The 17526-nt window shown below is 59.6% G+C and carries 12 protein-coding genes; 7 read left to right on the top strand and 5 right to left on the bottom strand.

Translation table 11 applies throughout. From position 1 onward, the window contains the following. Positions 1-1896 carry an XrtA/PEP-CTERM system amidotransferase gene (locus I5L03_RS09200; protein ID WP_197921438.1) on the top strand — a complete coding sequence of 632 codons (1896 nt, stop codon included), beginning with the start codon at positions 1-3 and terminating at the stop codon, positions 1894-1896. On the opposite strand, the gene zapE is transcribed toward I5L03_RS09200, so the two are convergent. Both zapE and I5L03_RS09190 read right to left on the bottom strand, forming a co-directional pair. After that, positions 1893-2999: a cell division protein ZapE gene (zapE, locus tag I5L03_RS09195; protein ID WP_325100145.1), complete on the bottom strand. Its 1107-nt coding sequence runs from the start codon at positions 2997-2999 to the stop codon at positions 1893-1895. The genes I5L03_RS09200 and zapE overlap by 4 nt on opposite strands. Positions 3000-3003: 4 nt before the next feature. Then, positions 3004-3786 (bottom strand): succinate dehydrogenase iron-sulfur subunit, encoded by a 783-nt coding sequence (locus I5L03_RS09190; protein ID WP_197921436.1) that lies wholly within the window; start codon positions 3784-3786, stop codon positions 3004-3006. A 266-nt stretch (positions 3787-4052) separates the two neighbouring features. Between I5L03_RS09190 and I5L03_RS09185 the strand changes: the two genes are divergently transcribed. Together I5L03_RS09185 and I5L03_RS09180 are read left to right on the top strand one after the other, a co-directional pair. Further along, the gene (locus I5L03_RS09185; RefSeq protein WP_197921435.1) at positions 4053-4769 is read left to right on the top strand and encodes an SDR family NAD(P)-dependent oxidoreductase; all 717 of its coding nucleotides are present in this window, start codon (positions 4053-4055) and stop codon (positions 4767-4769) included. 143 nt (positions 4770-4912) lie between these two features. Continuing rightward, on the top strand, positions 4913-5386 hold the full coding sequence (locus I5L03_RS09180; protein WP_197921434.1) for a hypothetical protein: 474 nt from the start codon (positions 4913-4915) through the stop codon (positions 5384-5386). 106 nt (positions 5387-5492) lie between these two features. Here the strand turns inward: I5L03_RS09180 and I5L03_RS09175 are convergent, their stop codons facing one another. The 3 genes from I5L03_RS09175 to I5L03_RS09165 form a co-directional block, all read right to left on the bottom strand. Next, positions 5493-6512 (bottom strand): D-alanine--D-alanine ligase family protein, encoded by a 1020-nt coding sequence (locus tag I5L03_RS09175; protein ID WP_197921433.1) that lies wholly within the window; start codon positions 6510-6512, stop codon positions 5493-5495. A 70-nt stretch (positions 6513-6582) separates the two neighbouring features. After that, positions 6583-7413: an NTP transferase domain-containing protein gene (locus I5L03_RS09170; RefSeq protein WP_197921432.1), complete on the bottom strand. Its 831-nt coding sequence runs from the start codon at positions 7411-7413 to the stop codon at positions 6583-6585. 26 nt (positions 7414-7439) lie between these two features. Then, complete coding sequence (locus I5L03_RS09165) at positions 7440-10106, bottom strand: Rne/Rng family ribonuclease (protein WP_197921431.1); 2667 nt, start codon at positions 10104-10106, stop codon at positions 7440-7442. A 479-nt stretch (positions 10107-10585) separates the two neighbouring features. Between I5L03_RS09165 and I5L03_RS09160 the strand changes: the two genes are divergently transcribed. From I5L03_RS09160 to I5L03_RS09145, 4 genes are all read left to right on the top strand, one after another. Continuing rightward, positions 10586-11458 (top strand): N-acetylmuramoyl-L-alanine amidase family protein, encoded by an 873-nt coding sequence (locus tag I5L03_RS09160; RefSeq protein WP_197921430.1) that lies wholly within the window; start codon positions 10586-10588, stop codon positions 11456-11458. 101 nt (positions 11459-11559) lie between these two features. Then, positions 11560-14097, top strand: coding sequence for a penicillin-binding protein 1A (locus tag I5L03_RS09155; protein ID WP_197921429.1), 2538 nt, complete (start codon positions 11560-11562; stop codon positions 14095-14097). Positions 14098-14200: 103 nt separating this feature from the next. Further along, positions 14201-15328 (top strand): peptide chain release factor 2, encoded by a 1128-nt coding sequence (prfB, locus tag I5L03_RS09150; protein ID WP_197921428.1) that lies wholly within the window; start codon positions 14201-14203, stop codon positions 15326-15328. A gap of 54 nt (positions 15329-15382) precedes the next feature. Next, entirely contained in the window at positions 15383-17479 is a 2097-nt protein-coding gene (locus tag I5L03_RS09145) for a beta-propeller domain-containing protein (protein ID WP_197921427.1), read from the top strand. Positions 17480-17526 lie beyond the last annotated feature (47 nt).

Here is a 17526-nt window from a genome sequence, read left to right as displayed (position 1 = left end):
ATGTGCGGGATCGCTGGACTATTTCACCTCGGAACGATCAAGCCCGTCGACCCGCAGCGGGTTAAACGGATGTGCGATGTGCTCGCTCATCGCGGGCCGGACGGCTCGGGCGTATGGACGGCGCCGGGAGTAGGGCTGGGCCACCGGCGACTCTCGATCATCGATATCGCAGGCTCACCGCAGCCCATGCAATCGGCGGACGAGCGCGCGATGATCGTCTTTAATGGCGAGATCTACAATTTCCGTGCTGTGCGTAAAGAGTTGGAAGAGCGTGGCGCTCAGTTCCGGACAGAGGGCGATACGGAGGTCATCCTCGCGGCGTGGCAGCAATGGGGCGAAGACTGCGTCAAGCATCTGGACGGCATGTTTGCCTTCGCGATTTATGATCGGGCGGACCGGACGCTTTTTCTCGCGCGTGACCGGCTCGGGGTGAAGCCGCTGTTCTTTACCGAACTCTCTGATGGTTCGCTCGCCTTCGCTTCGGAATTGAAAGGCCTTCTCGCGCACCCGCTGCTGCGCCGCGATGTCGATCCGCGCGCGATCGAGGATTACATGACTTGGGGCTATGTGCCCGATCATCGCTCTATCCTTTACGGCGTTCACAAGCTCCCTGCCGGTCACACGCTCCTGCTGAAGCACGATTCACCGCTGCCGAAGCCGCAGCAATATTGGGACGTCAGCTTTGAACGTCGTCACAAGGCCAAACCGCGCGATCTTGAGGCGGAACTGCTCCATCATCTGCAGCAGGCGGTGGAAAGCCGAATGGTCGCCGATGTACCGCTCGGCGCGTTTCTCTCTGGCGGGGTGGACAGCTCAACCGTCGTCGCTTTCATGGCGGAGAGCAGTCGGGGCAAGGTCAAGACTTGCTCAATCGGCTTCGATGTCGAAAGTGCGGATGAGACATCGTATGCCGAACAGGTCGCGCAGCTTTTCAACACCGATCATGCGAGCCGCATGGTCAGCTCCGACCAGTTTGATGCCATCGAGACGATTGCCGGAATGTTCGATGAACCTTTCGCCGATGCGAGCGCTTTGCCGACATGGCGCGTGTGCCAATTGGCGCGGGAGAGCGTGACTGTTGCGCTGTCGGGAGACGGAGCGGACGAGGCCTTTGCCGGCTATCGCAGGCAGGTGTTTCACGCACATGAGGAGCGCATTCGATCATACCTTCCCGATGGCCTGCGGCACCGGGTGCTGAAACCGCTGGGGAACGCTTTTCCCAAGCTCGACTGGGCACCGCGCCCGCTGCGAGCAAAGACCACCCTGCAATCCCTCGCCGGAAACGGGCCGGAGGCCTATGCCCGGGCGCTGTCCGTCACGCCGCCGGAAATTCGCATGCAGGTCTTCAGCGAGGACCAGATCGGACTGATGCGAGGCTATCGTGCGGAGCATCCGTTCATGGATCTGATGGCCAATGCGCCGGTCCGCAGCGGGCTGGATGCGGCGCAATATGCTGATCTCAAATTCTGGTTGCCAGGTGACATTCTCACCAAGGTCGATCGCACCAGTATGGCGGTGAGCCTGGAAGCGCGCGAGCCACTCCTCGATCACCGTCTTGTCGAGTTCGCCGCCGGTCTGCCGGAGGGGCTGCGTGTTCGGGGCGGGCAGGGCAAGTATATGCTCAAGAAGGCGATGGAGCGCTATCTGCCTAAGGACATTCTCTATCGGCCGAAGCAGGGCTTTGTGACGCCCATTGCCGAATGGTTGCGCGGGCCGCTGGCAGGCAAAGCACGGGGGATTGCCAAGAGTGCGATGCTGGCGCGCACGGGCTGGTTCGACAATGAGAAGCTGGCACAGCTTTCCGAAGCGCATATCGCCGGTAAGTCGGACCATTCCCGCTTGCTGTGGCAGCTGATCATGTTGGACCGTTCGCTCGCCCGCCTGGGGATCGTCTAGCCCGCTTTGCCGTGGCCTCGCGCCATGTAGTCAGCGCTCTGCATTTCCTTGAGGCGGCTGACGGTTCGCTCGAATTCGAACGCTCCATCGCCCTTCTGGTAAAGCTCTTCCGGCTTGGCCGCAGCGGTGACGAAGAGCTTCACGCGGTGTTCGTACAGCGCGTCGATCAGTTTGGTGAAGCGGATCGCTTCATTGCGGTTTTCCGGCCCCATGCGCGGGATGCCGACGACGATTACTGTATGGTATTCGCGGGCAATAGCGAGGTAGTCTGACGCGCCGCGATCCTCTTCGCAAAGCCGCTTGAAGCTGAATACGGCGACGCCTTTGAGGCTCTTTGGTACGAAGAGAGTGCGTCCTCCGCCCAGGTCCAATTCACCACTGGGGACATTGGCAGCGTCTTCAGGCTCGTAGTCCGTCAGGCGAAAGAAGGCTTCGCGGACCTGTGCGGTTGCATCATCGCCCATTGGCGCATGCCAGGTGTCGATATCGCCAATCCGATCAAGCCTGTAGTCGGTCGGGCCGTTGAGCGGGACGACATCCAGCTTCTCCTCAACCAGATCGATGAAAGGCAGAAAGAGGGAGCGGTTGAGACCGTCCTTGTAGAGATCCTGCGGCGGGCGGTTGCTGGTAGCGACGACCGTCACGCCTTCATCCTCAATCAGCGCAGTGAAGAGGCGCGCCATGATCGCGGCATCGGCGGTATTGGTCACCACCATCTCGTCAAAGGCGAGGACACGCAGGTCTTTGGCTAATCGCTTGGCAACGCGTCGCACCGGACCTTCGGTCTGCTTCTCACGCTCTTCGCGCAGCAGCGCATCGACTTCGAGCATGAACTCATGGAAGTGGACACGGCGCTTGCGCTCGATACCAAGCGAGGCGTGGAACAGGTCCATCAGCATCGACTTGCCGCGCCCTACGCCGCCCCACATGTAGACGCCGCGCGGCGTCGCCGGCTTGCGACTGAACAGCTGGCCGAGCAGGCCGCCGGGCTGCTCCGCTTCCAGCTCCTTTTGCAGCTGGTTGAGCCGTTCGGCAGCGCGGCGCTGGTCTGGATCGGGCCTCAGCTCGCCAGCAGCAATCAGCTTCTCATAGCGAGCAAGCACCAGACTAGATGGCGCGCTCTGCCTGCATCTTCTTGATCTCGGCAATAGCGCGCGCAGGGCTCAGGCCCTTGGGGCACACATTGGCGCAGTTCATGATCGTGTGGCAGCGATAGAGGCGGAAGGGGTCTTCCAGATCGTCGAGTCGCTCACCGGTCATCTCGTCACGGCTGTCAGCCAGCCAGCGATAGGCCTGGAGCAGGATTGCAGGGCCGAGAAACTTGTCCGAATTCCACCAATAGCTGGGGCACGCCGTCGAGCAGCAGGCGCACAGAATGCACTCATAAAGGCCATCGAGCTGTTCGCGCTGTTCCGGGGTCTGCAGGCGTTCCTTGCCACTCGGCGTATTGGAGACGGTTTGCAGCCACGGGCGAATGCTGGCGTATTGCGCGTAGAAATGGGTGAAATCGGGCACCAAGTCCTTCACCACTTCCATATGCGGCAGCGGCGTGATGGTGACTTTGCCCGGCAGGTCTTCAATCGCAGTGGTGCAGGCAAGGCCGTTCTTGCCGTTCATGTTCATGGAACACGAACCGCAAATGCCTTCGCGGCAGGAACGGCGGAAAGTCAGCGTCGGATCGATCTCGTTCTTGATCTTGAACAGGGCATCCAGCACCATCGGGCCGCAATCGTCCAGATCGACTTCAAACGTGTCGTAGCTTGGGTTCTTCCCGCTGTCAGGATCGTAGCGATAGATCTGGAACGTCTTCGTCCGGCTTGCGCCTTCGGCCTTGTGAACCGCGCCGTTCTTGTTGATCTTGCTGTTCTTGGGAAGAGTGAAGGTTGCCATGCGTCTTTCCGCGTTACGTATCGATATGGGACCCATTTAACCGCTCACACGCTGAGGGCAAGGCAGACCTTCGTCCGAATATGCCGATTTCCGCAGGATTGCGGGTGTTCGCGCGAGAGGTGTGACAGGTGTGACAGTGTTCAGGAGCAAGACTTTTTTCGGGCGGATCACCTCCGGAGAGAAGGCGACACTACCGCAACTGGGCGAGGTTACGCTGGACATGCGGCGCGCGTAGATAAGCGGCCAACTTGTAGGAAAGAGCAATCATGGTGTGGACACGGGCAGCAATCTTCGGCGCAAGCGGCGGCATCGGCGGCGCGATGGCTCTAGCGCTGGCTGAAAAAGGTGTCGAAGTCCTGGCCGGCTCAAGAAGCGGAAACGCGCCCACACATGCGATTGTTACGCCATTCACTTTCGACCTCACCGATGAGCCAAGCATCGCAGACGCTGTGTCTGCCTGGAAAGACAACCCGCCGGACCTTGTCATTGTGGCGAGCGGGGTCTTGACCCTAACCGACGGCACCGGGCCCGAACGCAGTTATGCGCATGTCGAACAGTCGGCGATGGAACAGGTCTTCCGCCTGAACACCATCGGTCCCGCCTTGATTGCGAAGCACGTGCTCAAACTTTTTCCGCGTAGCGAGAAAACGACTTTCGCGGCCTTGTCTGCGCGTGTGGGATCGATCAGCGACAATGGCATTGGCGGTTGGCATTCCTATCGTGCGAGCAAGGCCGCGCTCAACATGCTTATCCGGAACTACGCGATCGAGATGCGCCGCACGCACAAGCAAGCCGTGATCGTGGGCCTGCACCCGGGTACAGTCGACACCGCTCTGTCCGAGCCGTTCCAAAAGAACCTGCCAGATGGCCAACTGACCGCGCGAGACGAAGCTGCGGCGAACCTTATTGCGGTGCTCGAGAATTTGATGCCCGAAGATTCGGGCGATGTCTTCGACTGGAAGGGCGAGCGCGTCCCGGAATGACCCGCAAAATGGCCTCCGGATTCGGCCCTTGCTAGCATCGACGCAGAACGCAAAATAAAAGTTTTGCAACTGCCCCAAAGTGCAGTTGACGTTAATAAAACGCCATCTATCCGGGTGTCCTCACTACTTGGGGGACATACCAAATGAAAAAGCAAATTACCGCCGTACTCGCCAGCGCTGCATTCGTGGCATTGGCTGCTCCTGCAGTCGCGCAGGACATCAACGCAGATCCGCATTTCGGCACTGCCCGTCTGTCGTCAGGCTTCACGCCTGACCCTTATACGGTAAACGTCACTGCGGGTGGGTCGCTTTCGGCTCGTAACATCAGCGGCAACTGCGCCGGTTACATCTCGAATGCGCCAGACGTTCGCCTGCATTTCGACGCCGGCTCGCTTCCGCTGATTATCTCGGCAGCATCGTCATCGGACACCACTCTGGTGATCAACGCGCCGGACGGTTCGTGGTATTGCGACGATGATGGCGGCAATAACGGATTGAATCCGCGCATCCAGATGAATAACCCGATGAGCGGCCGTTACGAAATCTGGATCGGGACATACAGCAACGGTGACATGGCATCCGCTCGCCTCGATATTTCGGAGCTTTACAGCCAGTAAGTCGCTTCGGGGCAGCTGCACTTGATGTGGCTGCTCTAAGCACATTGGTTCTAAGAGCAATCAGATAGTGCTGGCCGATCGCTCCAAGCGGTCGGCCAGTTTGCTTTCAGCCTGCCGCGATAAGACCTTCGCGCCGCCAGCACTCGGCAAGCAATGTTTCCAGCAGATCGGCATGGCTGAAGCCTGCTTCTGCCGCAGCCTTGGCCATGACTTTCTCAGACCAAAGATTGCAGTTCAGATTGATCTCGATGAAATTGATATCGCCCGTCTTCAGGTCAACGCGGAATTCAATACGGCCATAGTCGAAAGGCAGCAGTTCACGCGCATATTTGCGGGCAAATTCCTCGATCATGGGAGCGAGCTCCGCATGGTCGAAGCGCTTGAGCGAAGCTTTCTCGGTGTTCGCGACCAGATCGCGCTTCTCGTAATAGGTCCACAGCTTCTGCGTGTTCTCGCGCTCATACCACAGCATGGGTAGGGCAGTCGGCTCGTTGTTGAGCGTGATGAAGGCGCATTGCACGTCATAGCCATCGAGATAGGGCTCGACGATGGCATCGTGGCCCTGGCCGTGAATATCGGCGATGGCGTTAGTTACTCCATTCCAGTCGAAAGCGTCCGAAATGCCCCAGCTGGCAGATGACGCATTGGGCTTGATCACCCAACGGCCATCGGGAGAGGGCGGCAAATCGCTTTCCTGTACAGGCGCGCCGCGACGATAGCAGAACCACGGCGCAGTCGGCACGCCGGCATGGGTTGCGACCAGTTTGGAGACCGATTTGTCATCGCCCAGGCCGCGCAAGAACGGCATCGCGCCCAGATACGGAATGCGGTGCATGTTGCACATTGTCGGGATGACCATTTCGCTGTTCACGAACCCGCCGCGGTTAAGCAGCGGGAAGACAAAATCGACATCCGGACGTTTGAAAAGCACGTCATAGCTGTTGGCGAATTGCAGGTTTAGCCCAAGGTTCTCGAGCGTTGTGCGGACCTCGTGGTGATAGATGGCGTGATTGCCGTCCTCCGGGTGCATGCCGCCGCCCCACATTGCGTGCTTCGCCATGAAGAGAATGCGGACACGCTCTTTGGCTTCATCGGATATACGCAAGGGGGTGATCGCGGCGCTCATAGGCTGGCCTTTATGCAAGTGGAGTTTTCAGCCGCGCGTTTACGCTGCCGCTATTGCCCGCGCAATGGCTTCACTTCATGTCGGCGGGAATTTCCGGTTTTGGTATGTCCATGCCGAGACGCTGGCCGAGGATCCATTCTGCGATTATGAAGGTGCGTTCATTGTCGACATCGATCGCCAGTGAACCGTCTTCATAGATGACCGGACGGATGTCGAGCCCGAAGCGCTTGCTTATCCGCTGAAGCCCGCGTGGCAGCGAAATCAGCTTAAGGCCCATGAGAATGATGTTGAACAGGCCGAAGGCGCGGATCATTCGGCCCTTATTCGACATGAACTGACCGCCTTCGCGAAAGACTTCGGCCGCGCGCAGACTTTTCTGGCCGTTCAGGCCGAACAGATTGCAGCTGGCGTAGCCCGCATCTTTGAAATCATAAAATCCGCGCTGGCCTTGGGGATGCACGGCCCAAACACGCTCGCGCGTGGTAAGCGTGATGATGCCGTCACTTTGCAGCAGCGTGGTGCGCGCCTGATCAAGGCCTTGCTTAGTCAGCAGTACGTTATCGGCCGTCGTGACGATGAAGGGGCGGTCCTCACCCTGAATGGCGCCAAGTACGCTTTCGACGATATTCGCATCCGAATTGTGCAGGGTGATGGGGATGCCGCGCGGCCGGAATGTCTCCAATGCCGGATCGACGATTTGCTGACCTTCCGGCTCCAGAACAACGCGAATGTCGCTGACGCCGGCCGAACTGGTGAGCACTTCCATCACATGCTCGATCAGCGGCCTGCCGCAGATCGGCACGAGCGCCTTGTGGCTCACTCCCGCGCGCGCAGCGAGGGGGTTGGTGACCCCCGTGCGCTGCGCGGCGAGAACGATGACTGTTACCGGCGTTTGCGACATGTCAGCTCAGCCTGATTGTCGGACGATCAGTTGCCGAAGGTGCGCTGCCACCAGCCGCGGCGCGGTGTGCCGTCATCATTGGTGGCATTGCTGTCGCCCTCGGCCTGCGTGCTGGCGGCTTCATCACTACCAGTGTCGTCCGCTTTGGCGGCGGCTTTGGGCTGAGCCTTCTTGCGGGGAGCACGCTTTGGCTTCGGTTTTTCCTCAGCCTCGGACGCGGCCTCTTCAGCCGGTGCTTCGGTCTCAGCCTTTTTCTTGCGCGGCGCGCGCTTGCGTTTCGGCTTCTCCTCGGCCTCTTCGGCAGGCGTTTCCGCTTCCGCTTCCGGCGCAGGCTCTTCTTTCTTCTTGCGAGGAGCGCGCTTTGCCTTGGGCTTGGCCTTCGGCTTTTCCTCGGCCTGCTCTTCAGCTTCCGGAGCTACGTCTGCGTCGGCGTCCTTCGCTTCGTCGTCAGTCGAATTATCGGAGGCGTCATCAGCAGCCTTGGCCGCACCACCACGTCCCCGGCCACCGCGACGCCGACGCTTGGGCTTCTCGCTTTCGTCAGGCTGGCTCTCGTCGGAATTTTCGGCGTCCTGCTTGTCGTTGTCATCGGGATCGTTGTCATCCGAGCCATTATCGTCATTTTGCTGACGATTCTTGTTCCGGCCACGGCCACCACGGCGACGGCGACGACGCTTTTTCTTGTGCGCGCCATCATCATCGTCGTTCTGATTGTCGTTGTCGCTGTCATCATCGGAAGAGGTGTCATCTTCCTCTTCATCATCGACAATGGGTTCGAACTTAGGCGCTTCGCTGGGCTTCGGCCCCGACGACTGAACACGCATTTTCGCGCCTTCATCCTCGCCTTCGGGCTTCACTTCGACCAACACGCCGTAGCGGCTTTCGATCTCGGCGAGATCGGCGCGCTTGGCATTGAGGAGGTACACCGCCGCTTCGGTCGAAGCGTAAAGCGTGATGGTCGTGCCTTTGCCCTTGGCGGCTTCATCCTCGATGACACGCAGAGCGGAGAGACCAGCGCTGGAGGCGGTGCGGACAAGGCCAGTGCCGTCGCAATGCGGGCACTCACGGGTGGAAGCCTCGAGCACGCCGGTGCGCAGGCGCTGACGGCTCATTTCCATGAGGCCAAAGCCGGAGATACGACCAACCTGGATGCGCGCGCGGTCATTCTTGAGCGCATCCTTCATGGCGCGCTCGACCTTACGGACATTGCCGCTGCGATCCATGTCGATAAAATCGATCACCACAAGGCCTGCCATGTCGCGAAGGCGCAGCTGACGAGCAATTTCCTTGGCGGCTTCGAGATTGGTATGAAGCGCAGTCGCCTCGATCCCGTGTTCCTTGGTGGAGCGACCTGAGTTGATATCAATGCTGACCAAGGCCTCGGTCGGGTTGATGACTAGATAGCCGCCCGATTTCAGTTGCACTTCCGGCGCATACATGGCGGAAAGCTGGTCTTCCGCGCCATAGCGCTGGAACAGCGGAACCGGGTCATTATACGCCTTCACCCGCCGCGCGTGGCTGGGCATCAGCAATTTCATGAAGGCCTTGGCGGATTTGTAGCCCTGCTCGCCCTCGACGATCACTTCTTCGATTTCGCGATTGTAGATGTCGCGGATGGCGCGTTTGATCAGGTCCGAATCCGAATGGATCATCGCCGGCGCGCTCGATGACATCGTGCGTTCGCGGATTTCGTCCCACAGGCGGGCGAGATAGTCGAAGTCGCGCTTGATCTCCGTCTTGGTGCGCGAGAGGCCCGCAGTGCGAACAATCAGGCCCATGGTCTTGGGCAGCGAAAGCTCGTTCACAATCTGCTTCAGGCGCTTGCGGTCAGAGCCGCTGTTGATCTTGCGCGAAATCCCGCCGCCATGGCTGGAATTCGGCATGAGCACGCAATAACGGCCTGCGAGCGAAAGATAGGTGGTGAGGGCAGCGCCCTTATTGCCGCGCTCTTCCTTTACGACCTGGACGAGCAGCACCTGGCGGCGCTGGATAACGTCCTGGATCTTGTAGCGACGACGCAGTGCCTGGCGCTTGGCGCGGGCTTCGTCGATTTCCTTCGCGCGGCTGCCACGGCCACCCTTGCGGCCCTGCTGACGACGACCGCGCTGTTGGCGACCACGGCCACGTCCGCGTCCACGCTTGCCTTTACCGCCATTGTCGTCGTCTTCGGATTCGTCGTCCGTATCGTCGTCATCTTCGTCGTCGGAGTCATCGTCATCTTCATCATCGGTGTCGGAGTCGTCTCCTTCGAGATGACCCTCTTCGATGGTGGCGACGTGTTCCTTGTCGCTCGTGTCGATTTCTTCGAGAGCGACATCGTCCTCAGCCACTTCCTCCTCTTCTGGAGAAGCGGTGCCGTCTTCTTCGTCATCCTCTTCAGCGCGAAGTTTGGCTTCTTCTTCGGCGGCAGCTTGCTCTTCAGCGAGCAGGGCCGCGCGATCTTCCGAAGGGATCTGGTAATAGTCGGGGTGAATTTCGCTGAAAGCGAGGAAACCGTGGCGATTTCCGCCAAAATCCACGAAAGCCGCCTGCAAGGACGGTTCTACGCGGGTAACTTTGGCTAGATAGATATTGCCTTTGATCTGCTTGTGTTCAGCAGATTCGAAATCGAACTCCTCAATCCGGTTTCCCTTGAGCACCGCCACCCGGGTTTCTTCCGAGTGGCGCGCATCGATTAGCATGCGCGTTGCCATTAAATATTCTCCAGGCAATTCGCGATGCAGCGATACGACCGGTTGAAGCCGGATCGCTGGATGAAAATTGCCGATTTGTGTGAGCCCCGGCGCCAGTGCGCACGGGAATGATGATCGCTCCGCCGCCGTTCTTCATGCGTGAAGTCGGGGTGGCGGGCTTGCGAATTGTGTCTGTCGCGATGCGAAGGCGCAGGGATTTGTGCTGCGCATGGCCAGTTGCAGCCACCATGCACCCTTTGGTGCTTGGTGTGGCAAACTGGTGTGTGCTTTGCATTGCGGCATCAACCTGTAAAACATTCCGGAGATCGGCAGGATGCCTTCCCGGTGTGGCCGGAGTGCATTCGCATCCGGCGTAGGATTTCGCTAGCATCCGGGGAAAGGCTCGGCAACCTTGTTGCGTGTCTTGGTAAAAATCCGTTTGCATATTTGCGAAGGTTTGGTCGCTTCGGGCCAAGGGGAAGAAAGGCGGCAATTGGGCAATGGGCTATCGCATCCAGATCGGATTGCTGTTCGCCTTCCCTTTGCTGGTGATTGGGGCGCTATATGTGCTGGGCCAGTCCATACCGGTGCCTGTCCTCGGACGTGCCTATGTCATCAGCTTCGATCTGCCAGAGCCGGGCGAAACCATCGGGCTGCCGGAAATCGAAGGGCCTGATGATCTGACGCGGCCATTGGTCGTCATCGATGCAGGCCATGGCGGCCCTGACCCTGGCACGGTCCATGACGAATTTAATGAGAAAACGATCGTTCTCGGGCTGGCTCGCGCCCTGCGTGACCGACTGATTGATGAAGGCGGCATTCGCGTTGCCCTCACGCGCGATGATGACAGCTTCATCGTTCTTGGAGAGCGGGCAGAAATTGCGCGCGCCTTGGGCGCCGACTTGTTCATTTCGATCCACGCTGATTCGGCGGGCGATCAGGAGGCTGTCGAAGGGGCGAGTATTTACACGCTATCCGAAACTGCATCTTCCGAAGCAGCTGCACGCTTTGCCGAGCGGGAAAACAATGCCGACGTCGTGAACGGCGTCGACCTGTCATCCACCGATGAGGCGGTGAATGCCATACTTGTCGAGCTATCGCAGCGCCGCACGTCCGGGAATTCGGCGGAGTTCGCATCACTGATCGAGCGCGAGGGAGACGGCGTCCTTCGCTTCCATCCGCAAGCACGCCGCGCGGCTGCACTTGCGGTGCTGCGCGCTCCCGATGTTCCCGCAGTTCTTTTCGAAGCGGGTTTCGTGTCCAATCCTGATGAAGCAAGGGCACTCGCTTCGGCTGAAGGACAGGAGCAATTTGCGGAAGTTTTCGCTCGCGCTATCCGGATATATTTCGCCCGCCAATCGAACCGCGAGTGAAGCCGGCCATGTCGTGCAAGTGCGTAAAAATGCGGCGAAACGCATCGCATGCGTCGTATTCATTGTGGCGAAAGCGCAGATCGCCATGCTAAAGCGCGATCATGAGTGACGATTTCGATGCCGATCCCGCGACCGGGACCGCCAGTTTCTCTCGCCGCATTTCGCGAGGCGGGCAGGGCGCATGGGCAAATATCACGCATGCGTGGCGCACGCGCCGATGGCTGCGCCTGCTGTTTTATGCGCTGGGTGGCGGATTGCTGCTGGCGATCATTGCGTACGTCTGGCTTGCCTGGGACTTGCCGGATGCCGAAACGCTCAATGATTACGAGCCCAACTTGCCCAGCGTTGTGCGCGGCATCGATGGCGAAATCGTGCATCGTTACGAGCGGGAACGTCGCATCGAACTAGATTTCCGCGACATGCCGGACCAATTGCTCAACGCCTATATTTCGGCCGAGGACGAGACTTTCTGGTCGCATAACGGCATCGATGCAGGCGGCTTCATCGGTGCCGTAATCGATTACGTATCGAAAATCGGATCGGGGGAGCGCGCGGTCGGCGGTTCCACCATTACGCAGCAGGTCGCCAAGAATATCCTTGTCGGGAATGAATATTCGGTCGTTCGCAAACTGCGCGAAATGATTCTCGCCACGCGCATTGAAGGCGTGCTGGAAAAAGAAGAGATCATCACCCTTTACCTGAATGAAATTCCGCTCGGCCGCCGCAGTTTCGGAGTGCAGGCCGCTTCACTCGCCTATTTCGACAAGGATGTTGACGAGCTTGAGCTGCATGAGATGGCCTATCTCGCCATTCTTCCTCGCGCTCCCGAAGAATATAGCCGCTCGGCCAATTTCGGGATCGCGCGTGATCGGCGCAATCTGGTGCTCAGTCAGATGGAAGATAATGGTTATATCACGGCGGACGAAATGCGCGCCGCTCAGAATATGCCGCTGGGTGTGGTCGAGGGACGACGTCAATCGCGTTCGGCCGATGCGGGCTATTTCCTGGAGGAAGTGCGCCGCCAGCTGATCACTCAGTTTGGCGAGGAGGCAGAAGACGGTCGGAACAGCGTTTACGCTGGCGGCCTCTGGGTCCGCACGTCGCTTGATCCGGATCTGCAGGATGCAGCGCGCAATTCGCTACGCGGAGCACTGCTGCGCTATCACGGTAATCGCGGCTACACCGGGCCGATTGCGACGTTGAATCCGGACAATGGCAGCCTGACATCGCAGCTGGCCAGCTCCTACATCTCGATCAATTACGAAGATTGGCGCATCGGCGTGATTACCGCGACCGATGGCGGCGCGAGGATCGGCTTTGCCAATGGCGATGAGAGCCCGCTATCCGGCGCGCCCAACTCGCTCAGCGTCGGTGACGTCGTCGCAGCCTCGCCTTCGGGCAATGGCTGGCGCTTGCGCGGCGTGCCGGAAGTCTCCGGTGGCTTTCTTGCAATGGAGCCAGACACTGGGCGCATCCTCGCCATGCAGGGCGGTTTTGACAGCCGTCTTGGCGCATTCAACCGCGCTACGCAGGCCAATCGCCAGCCGGGGTCTACAGTGAAACCCTTCGTTTATGCAGCCGGCATCGATGCAGGCATGACGCCGGCCAGCATGATCCCCGATACGCAATATTGCTATTACCAGGGCAGCAATCTGGGTGAGAAGTGCTTCACGAACTTTGGCGGTGGCCGCGGTGGCGGTGAATATCCCATGCGCTATGGCCTAGAGCAGTCCAAGAACCTGATGACGGTGCATATCGCGATGGATGCAGGCATGGACAATGTCATAGAGACGTTCCGCGATGTCGAGCTGGAACCGGAAGAAATCGAATACCAGCCTTTCCCTGCCTACTCGCTCGGTTCGGGTGAAACCACGGTGGAACGCATTACCGCAGCCTATGCTGCGATGGTCAATCATGGCCGCCTGAATGAGCCGACGGTGATCGACTATGTGCAGGACCGAGACGGCAAAGTGATCTGGCGCGCAGATGAACGCGAATGCACGGGCTGCAACATGGATGAGTGGGATGGCGGGGCCATGCCGCGTTTCGGCCGCACCGGGCGGCAGGCGATGGATGCACGCACGGCCTTCCAGACAGTCCATATGCTGACCGGCGTCGTCCAGCGCGGTACCGCGACGCGCCTGCGCGATCTCGACATTCCGATGTTCGGCAAGACCGGAACCAGCACCGGCCCGACCAATGCGTGGTTTGTCGGCGGCAGTCCGGACATCGTTGCCGGGACCTATATCGGCTTCGACACGCCGCGAAACATGGGTGGCTGGATCCAGGGCGGCAACACGGCTGTGCCGATCTTCCGCCAATTCGTGGATGAAACGCCCGATTACTGGACTGCCAGGCCATTCTCTGCGCCGAACGGTGTTCGCATGGTGCGCGTTGACAGGCGGACGGGCAGCCGCGTTTTCGACGCGTGGCCCAGCGATGACCCGATGTCGACTGTGATCTGGGAAGCCTTCCAGCCAGACACCGAACCTCGTCGGAACGCGCGCCAGGATGAAATCGACGCGATGCGAGAAATCATCCTCGCGCAATTGCGGCGGCGGGAGCGTGGACCAAGTCTCGAGAGCAGCCCGACTGAGGAGCCGGAGAACTTTGCCGAGGAGCAAGGCGGCATTTACTGATGTCTCGCATGCTGGCGGTCCGCCGCCCGATTGATCGCAACCACTTTCCCTTCCACGCGAGCTGCGCTAGGCGCGGGCGCTTTCACAGTCGGAGAAAAATGCCATGCGTGCCGAAGGGCAGGCCCATATCGACCGGATCGAAGCGGCGCTTGCGCTGGTCAAGAAGTCTCTCGACTGGGAGCATTCCCTGCGCCGCCTCGACGAGCTTGAGGCGCGTGTGCAGGATCCGGACCTGTGGAATGACCCAAAGCAGGCGCAGGCGATCAGCCGCGAGCACAAGCAGCTGAAGGACGCGGTGGAGACCGTGCAGGAAATCTCCACCGAGATGTCCGACGCGATGGAATTCATCCAAATGGGCGAGGCCGAAGGTGACGATGATATCGTCGCCGACGGCATGAACAGCCTTGCCGCACTCGCCAAGCGGGCGGACCGGGACAAGGTCAATGCGCTGCTTTCGGGCGAGGCGGATGCCTATGACACCTACCTGCAGATCAATGCCGGCGCGGGCGGCACCGAAAGCCAGGACTGGGCCGACATGCTGCTGCGCATGTATGTGCGCTGGGCGGAAAAGCGCGGCTTCAAAGTCGAAACGGTCGAATATCAGGCGGGCGAGCAAGCCGGTATCAAAAGCGCAACGCTGCTGATCAAGGGCGAAAACGCCTATGGCTATGCCAAGACCGAAACGGGTGTTCACCGCCTCGTGCGCATCAGCCCCTATGACAGCTCGGCGCGGCGCCACACCTCTTTCAGCAGCGTGTGGGTCTATCCAGTGATCGATGACGACATCAATATCGAGATTAACGAAGGCGATCTTAAGATCGACACCTATCGTGCATCTGGCGCTGGTGGCCAGCACGTGAACACTACCGATTCCGCAGTCCGCATCACCCACCAACCGACAGGCATCGTCGTTGCCAGCCAGAACGATCGCAGCCAGCACAAGAACCGCGCGACCGCGATGAACATGCTGAAAGCGCGCTTGTTCGAACGCGAAATGGCCGAGCGCGAAGCGGCGGCGGCAGGCGAATATCAGGAGAAGACCGAGATCGGATGGGGCCACCAGATCCGGTCCTACGTGCTCCAGCCATATCAGATGGTGAAAGACCTGCGCACCGGCGTCACCAGCCCGACGCCGGACGATGTGCTCGACGGCGACCTTGACGATTTCATCGCCGCCGCGCTCGCCGTGCGTGTGACGGGTGAGACCGTCGATGTGGAGGACGTTGAGTAGGCTTGTCGTCCACGCGGGTTTGACATAACCTCCTGAGAAACAGGAGGGATTGCGATGCGTTTGGGACTGCTCGCCGCTGCGTGTTTATTGGTGCCGTTTTCGGCAGCACAGGCGCAAGGGACTTGGGACCACCCCTATCTGGAGGATTTGGCCACCCCCGATCTCCAGACTTTCGAGGATGAGCGCGAATTCCGCCGATGGGTGCGCGATCTGCGCCGGGCGCAGCGCTACATTACGGGCGAAAACCGCGCCGAGATCGATCCTGAAATATACGTAGCGTCGCTGCGGGTTGAGCGACAGGACCCGGACTGCAGTCCGCTTTACGAGGACTGCGTTTCAGCGGAGGGAGATGATGCCGGTACCGTCGTGGTGACGGGAACACGCATGCGGCAAAGTTCCCTGTCTTCGCCGATGTCCGTGACGACCGCCGATGCAGAATCGATCACCAACAATCAGTCTGCCGGCGTCGATGAAGGCGACATCGTAAAGCGCATGGGCGATTACCTGCTCGTCCTTCAGGATGGCCGCATCTTCGTCGCCAATTTCCGCACCATGGAGCTGACGGACCGGATCGATGTTTACCGAACGGATGAAGATGGCGATCCCATTGGAGCGGACTGGTATGATGAAATGCTGGTGCAGGGTGATCATATCATCATCGCAGCATATTCATACGAAGATGACGCGAGCGAGCTTTCGGTTTTCCGCCTCAACCGCGACAACGGCACAATCGAGCGGCGCGGGGTCTTCCTGATCAGTAGCGAGGATTATTACGACGTCGACAATTATGCGACCCGCGTGATCGGCGATCAGCTGGTGATCTATACGCCATATGACCCGCAGGATCTCGTCAATCGTCGAAACAGGCCGAGCATTCGGCGTTGGGTACCTTCGGAAGAATTCGATGACGAGGATCGCGGCCGCGCCATTCTGGATGTGCGGGATATTTATCGCCCGGTTTTCGGCACGTTCGATCCCATCGTTCACACCATATCACGCTGCGATCTGGGCGGATTGGACGAAGATAATCTGACCTGCGAGTCGACAGCGTTTATAGCCGGTGAAGCGGCCGAGATGTTTGTCTCGCCTGAGAACATTTTCCTCGCCACCACTGCCGCAAGCTACAACGACACCAGTTCATACCGCGTCTGCCGTGCCCGCGAGGCCGGATTTGAAGCCAATACTGAGGCGCCTCCGGGCGCGGTGTTCCGCATTCCGATGCGCCGTCCTGACGAAGTTGATCTGCTAGCCGTGCGCGGTGTGGTGTTCGACCAGTTTTCGATGGAGCAGCAACGTTCGCGCTTTCGCATGCTCACCAGCTGGCAGGATATCACCTGCACCGATTCCTGGTGGCGAAGCGAGAGGGAGCGCGGTGATATCGAGCTCGTCGATGTTCCGCTCGTCCGGTTTGGTACGCGCTACAGCGAGCCAGACGATGGGCGCTTCACCACGCTGCCAGAGGTAGACGATGGTTTCTTCGAAAACCGCTTCGTCGGCGAGTGGCTGCTGTACGGAAGCCGTACCCGCTATGGCCGCCCGCCTGAGGCAGAGGAGGGCGATGTCTTCGAGAGCTCCGGCCTCATGGCTGTCCCCCTCGGTGAGCCGGATGATGCGCAGCGCGTCCCGCTATCGCACGAAATCACCCGGATCGAGTCACTGGGCGGGGATGCGATTGTCACGGGCTATCGTGACGATACCGGGCTCATCATTTCCTATCTCGATCTGGCAGAAACTGCGCAAGTGGCCGACGCCGCTTTACTGCCGGGCAGATTTGAAAGCGAAAGCCGCAGCCATGCATTCAATGCGACGATTTATGCAGATGGCGATGGGCTGATGGGCCTGCCCACGGTTCGCTCCGAACACGAGTCTGGGCGCTACTATTGGCGATCGGACAATTCCGACATTTCTTTCCTTCGCTTTTCTCCAAGCGGGCAATTGACCGACCTGTCGGATGTTTCGCCTGCGCCACCGGAAGATAAGCGCGAGAGCGAGTATGAGTGCGAAGTGTCCTGTGTGGACTGGTACGGGAATGCACGGCCCATCTTCATCGGCGAAGGCGTCTACGCTCTCATGGGGACCGAGATCGTCGAGGCGCGCGCTCTTGAAGACCGGGTTGAAGTTCTGCGGCGTCTCGATCTGACTGCGGAATAAGCTGAAAAGCCGCTTTGCCTTCGGGAGTGTCACTCGCTAGAGCCGGG

Source organism: Aurantiacibacter sediminis (assembly GCF_016019885.1).
GTDB classification, from domain to species: Bacteria; Pseudomonadota; Alphaproteobacteria; order Sphingomonadales; family Sphingomonadaceae; genus Alteraurantiacibacter; species Alteraurantiacibacter sediminis.
This window is presented reverse-complemented; position numbering and strand designations above follow the sequence as displayed.

What these genes read in the sequence shown, in the direction of transcription:
- I5L03_RS09145 (WP_197921427.1), top strand. Translation starts at nt 15,383, where the DNA reads ATGCGTTTGGGACTGCTCGCCGCTGCGTGTTTATTGGTGCCGTTTTCG.
- prfB (WP_197921428.1), top strand. Translation starts at nt 14,201, where the DNA reads ATGCGTGCCGAAGGGCAGGCCCATATCGACCGGATCGAAGCGGCGCTT.
- I5L03_RS09160 (WP_197921430.1), top strand. Translation starts at nt 10,586, where the DNA reads ATGGGCTATCGCATCCAGATCGGATTGCTGTTCGCCTTCCCTTTGCTG.
- I5L03_RS09175 (WP_197921433.1), bottom strand. Translation starts at nt 6,512, where the DNA reads ATGAGCGCCGCGATCACCCCCTTGCGTATATCCGATGAAGCCAAAGAG.
- I5L03_RS09180 (WP_197921434.1), top strand. Translation starts at nt 4,913, where the DNA reads ATGAAAAAGCAAATTACCGCCGTACTCGCCAGCGCTGCATTCGTGGCA.
- I5L03_RS09165 (WP_197921431.1), bottom strand. Translation starts at nt 10,106, where the DNA reads ATGGCAACGCGCATGCTAATCGATGCGCGCCACTCGGAAGAAACCCGG.
- I5L03_RS09185 (WP_197921435.1), top strand. Translation starts at nt 4,053, where the DNA reads ATGGTGTGGACACGGGCAGCAATCTTCGGCGCAAGCGGCGGCATCGGC.
- I5L03_RS09155 (WP_197921429.1), top strand. Translation starts at nt 11,560, where the DNA reads ATGAGTGACGATTTCGATGCCGATCCCGCGACCGGGACCGCCAGTTTC.
- I5L03_RS09190 (WP_197921436.1), bottom strand. Translation starts at nt 3,786, where the DNA reads ATGGCAACCTTCACTCTTCCCAAGAACAGCAAGATCAACAAGAACGGC.
- I5L03_RS09170 (WP_197921432.1), bottom strand. Translation starts at nt 7,413, where the DNA reads ATGTCGCAAACGCCGGTAACAGTCATCGTTCTCGCCGCGCAGCGCACG.
- I5L03_RS09200 (WP_197921438.1), top strand. Translation starts at nt 1, where the DNA reads ATGTGCGGGATCGCTGGACTATTTCACCTCGGAACGATCAAGCCCGTC.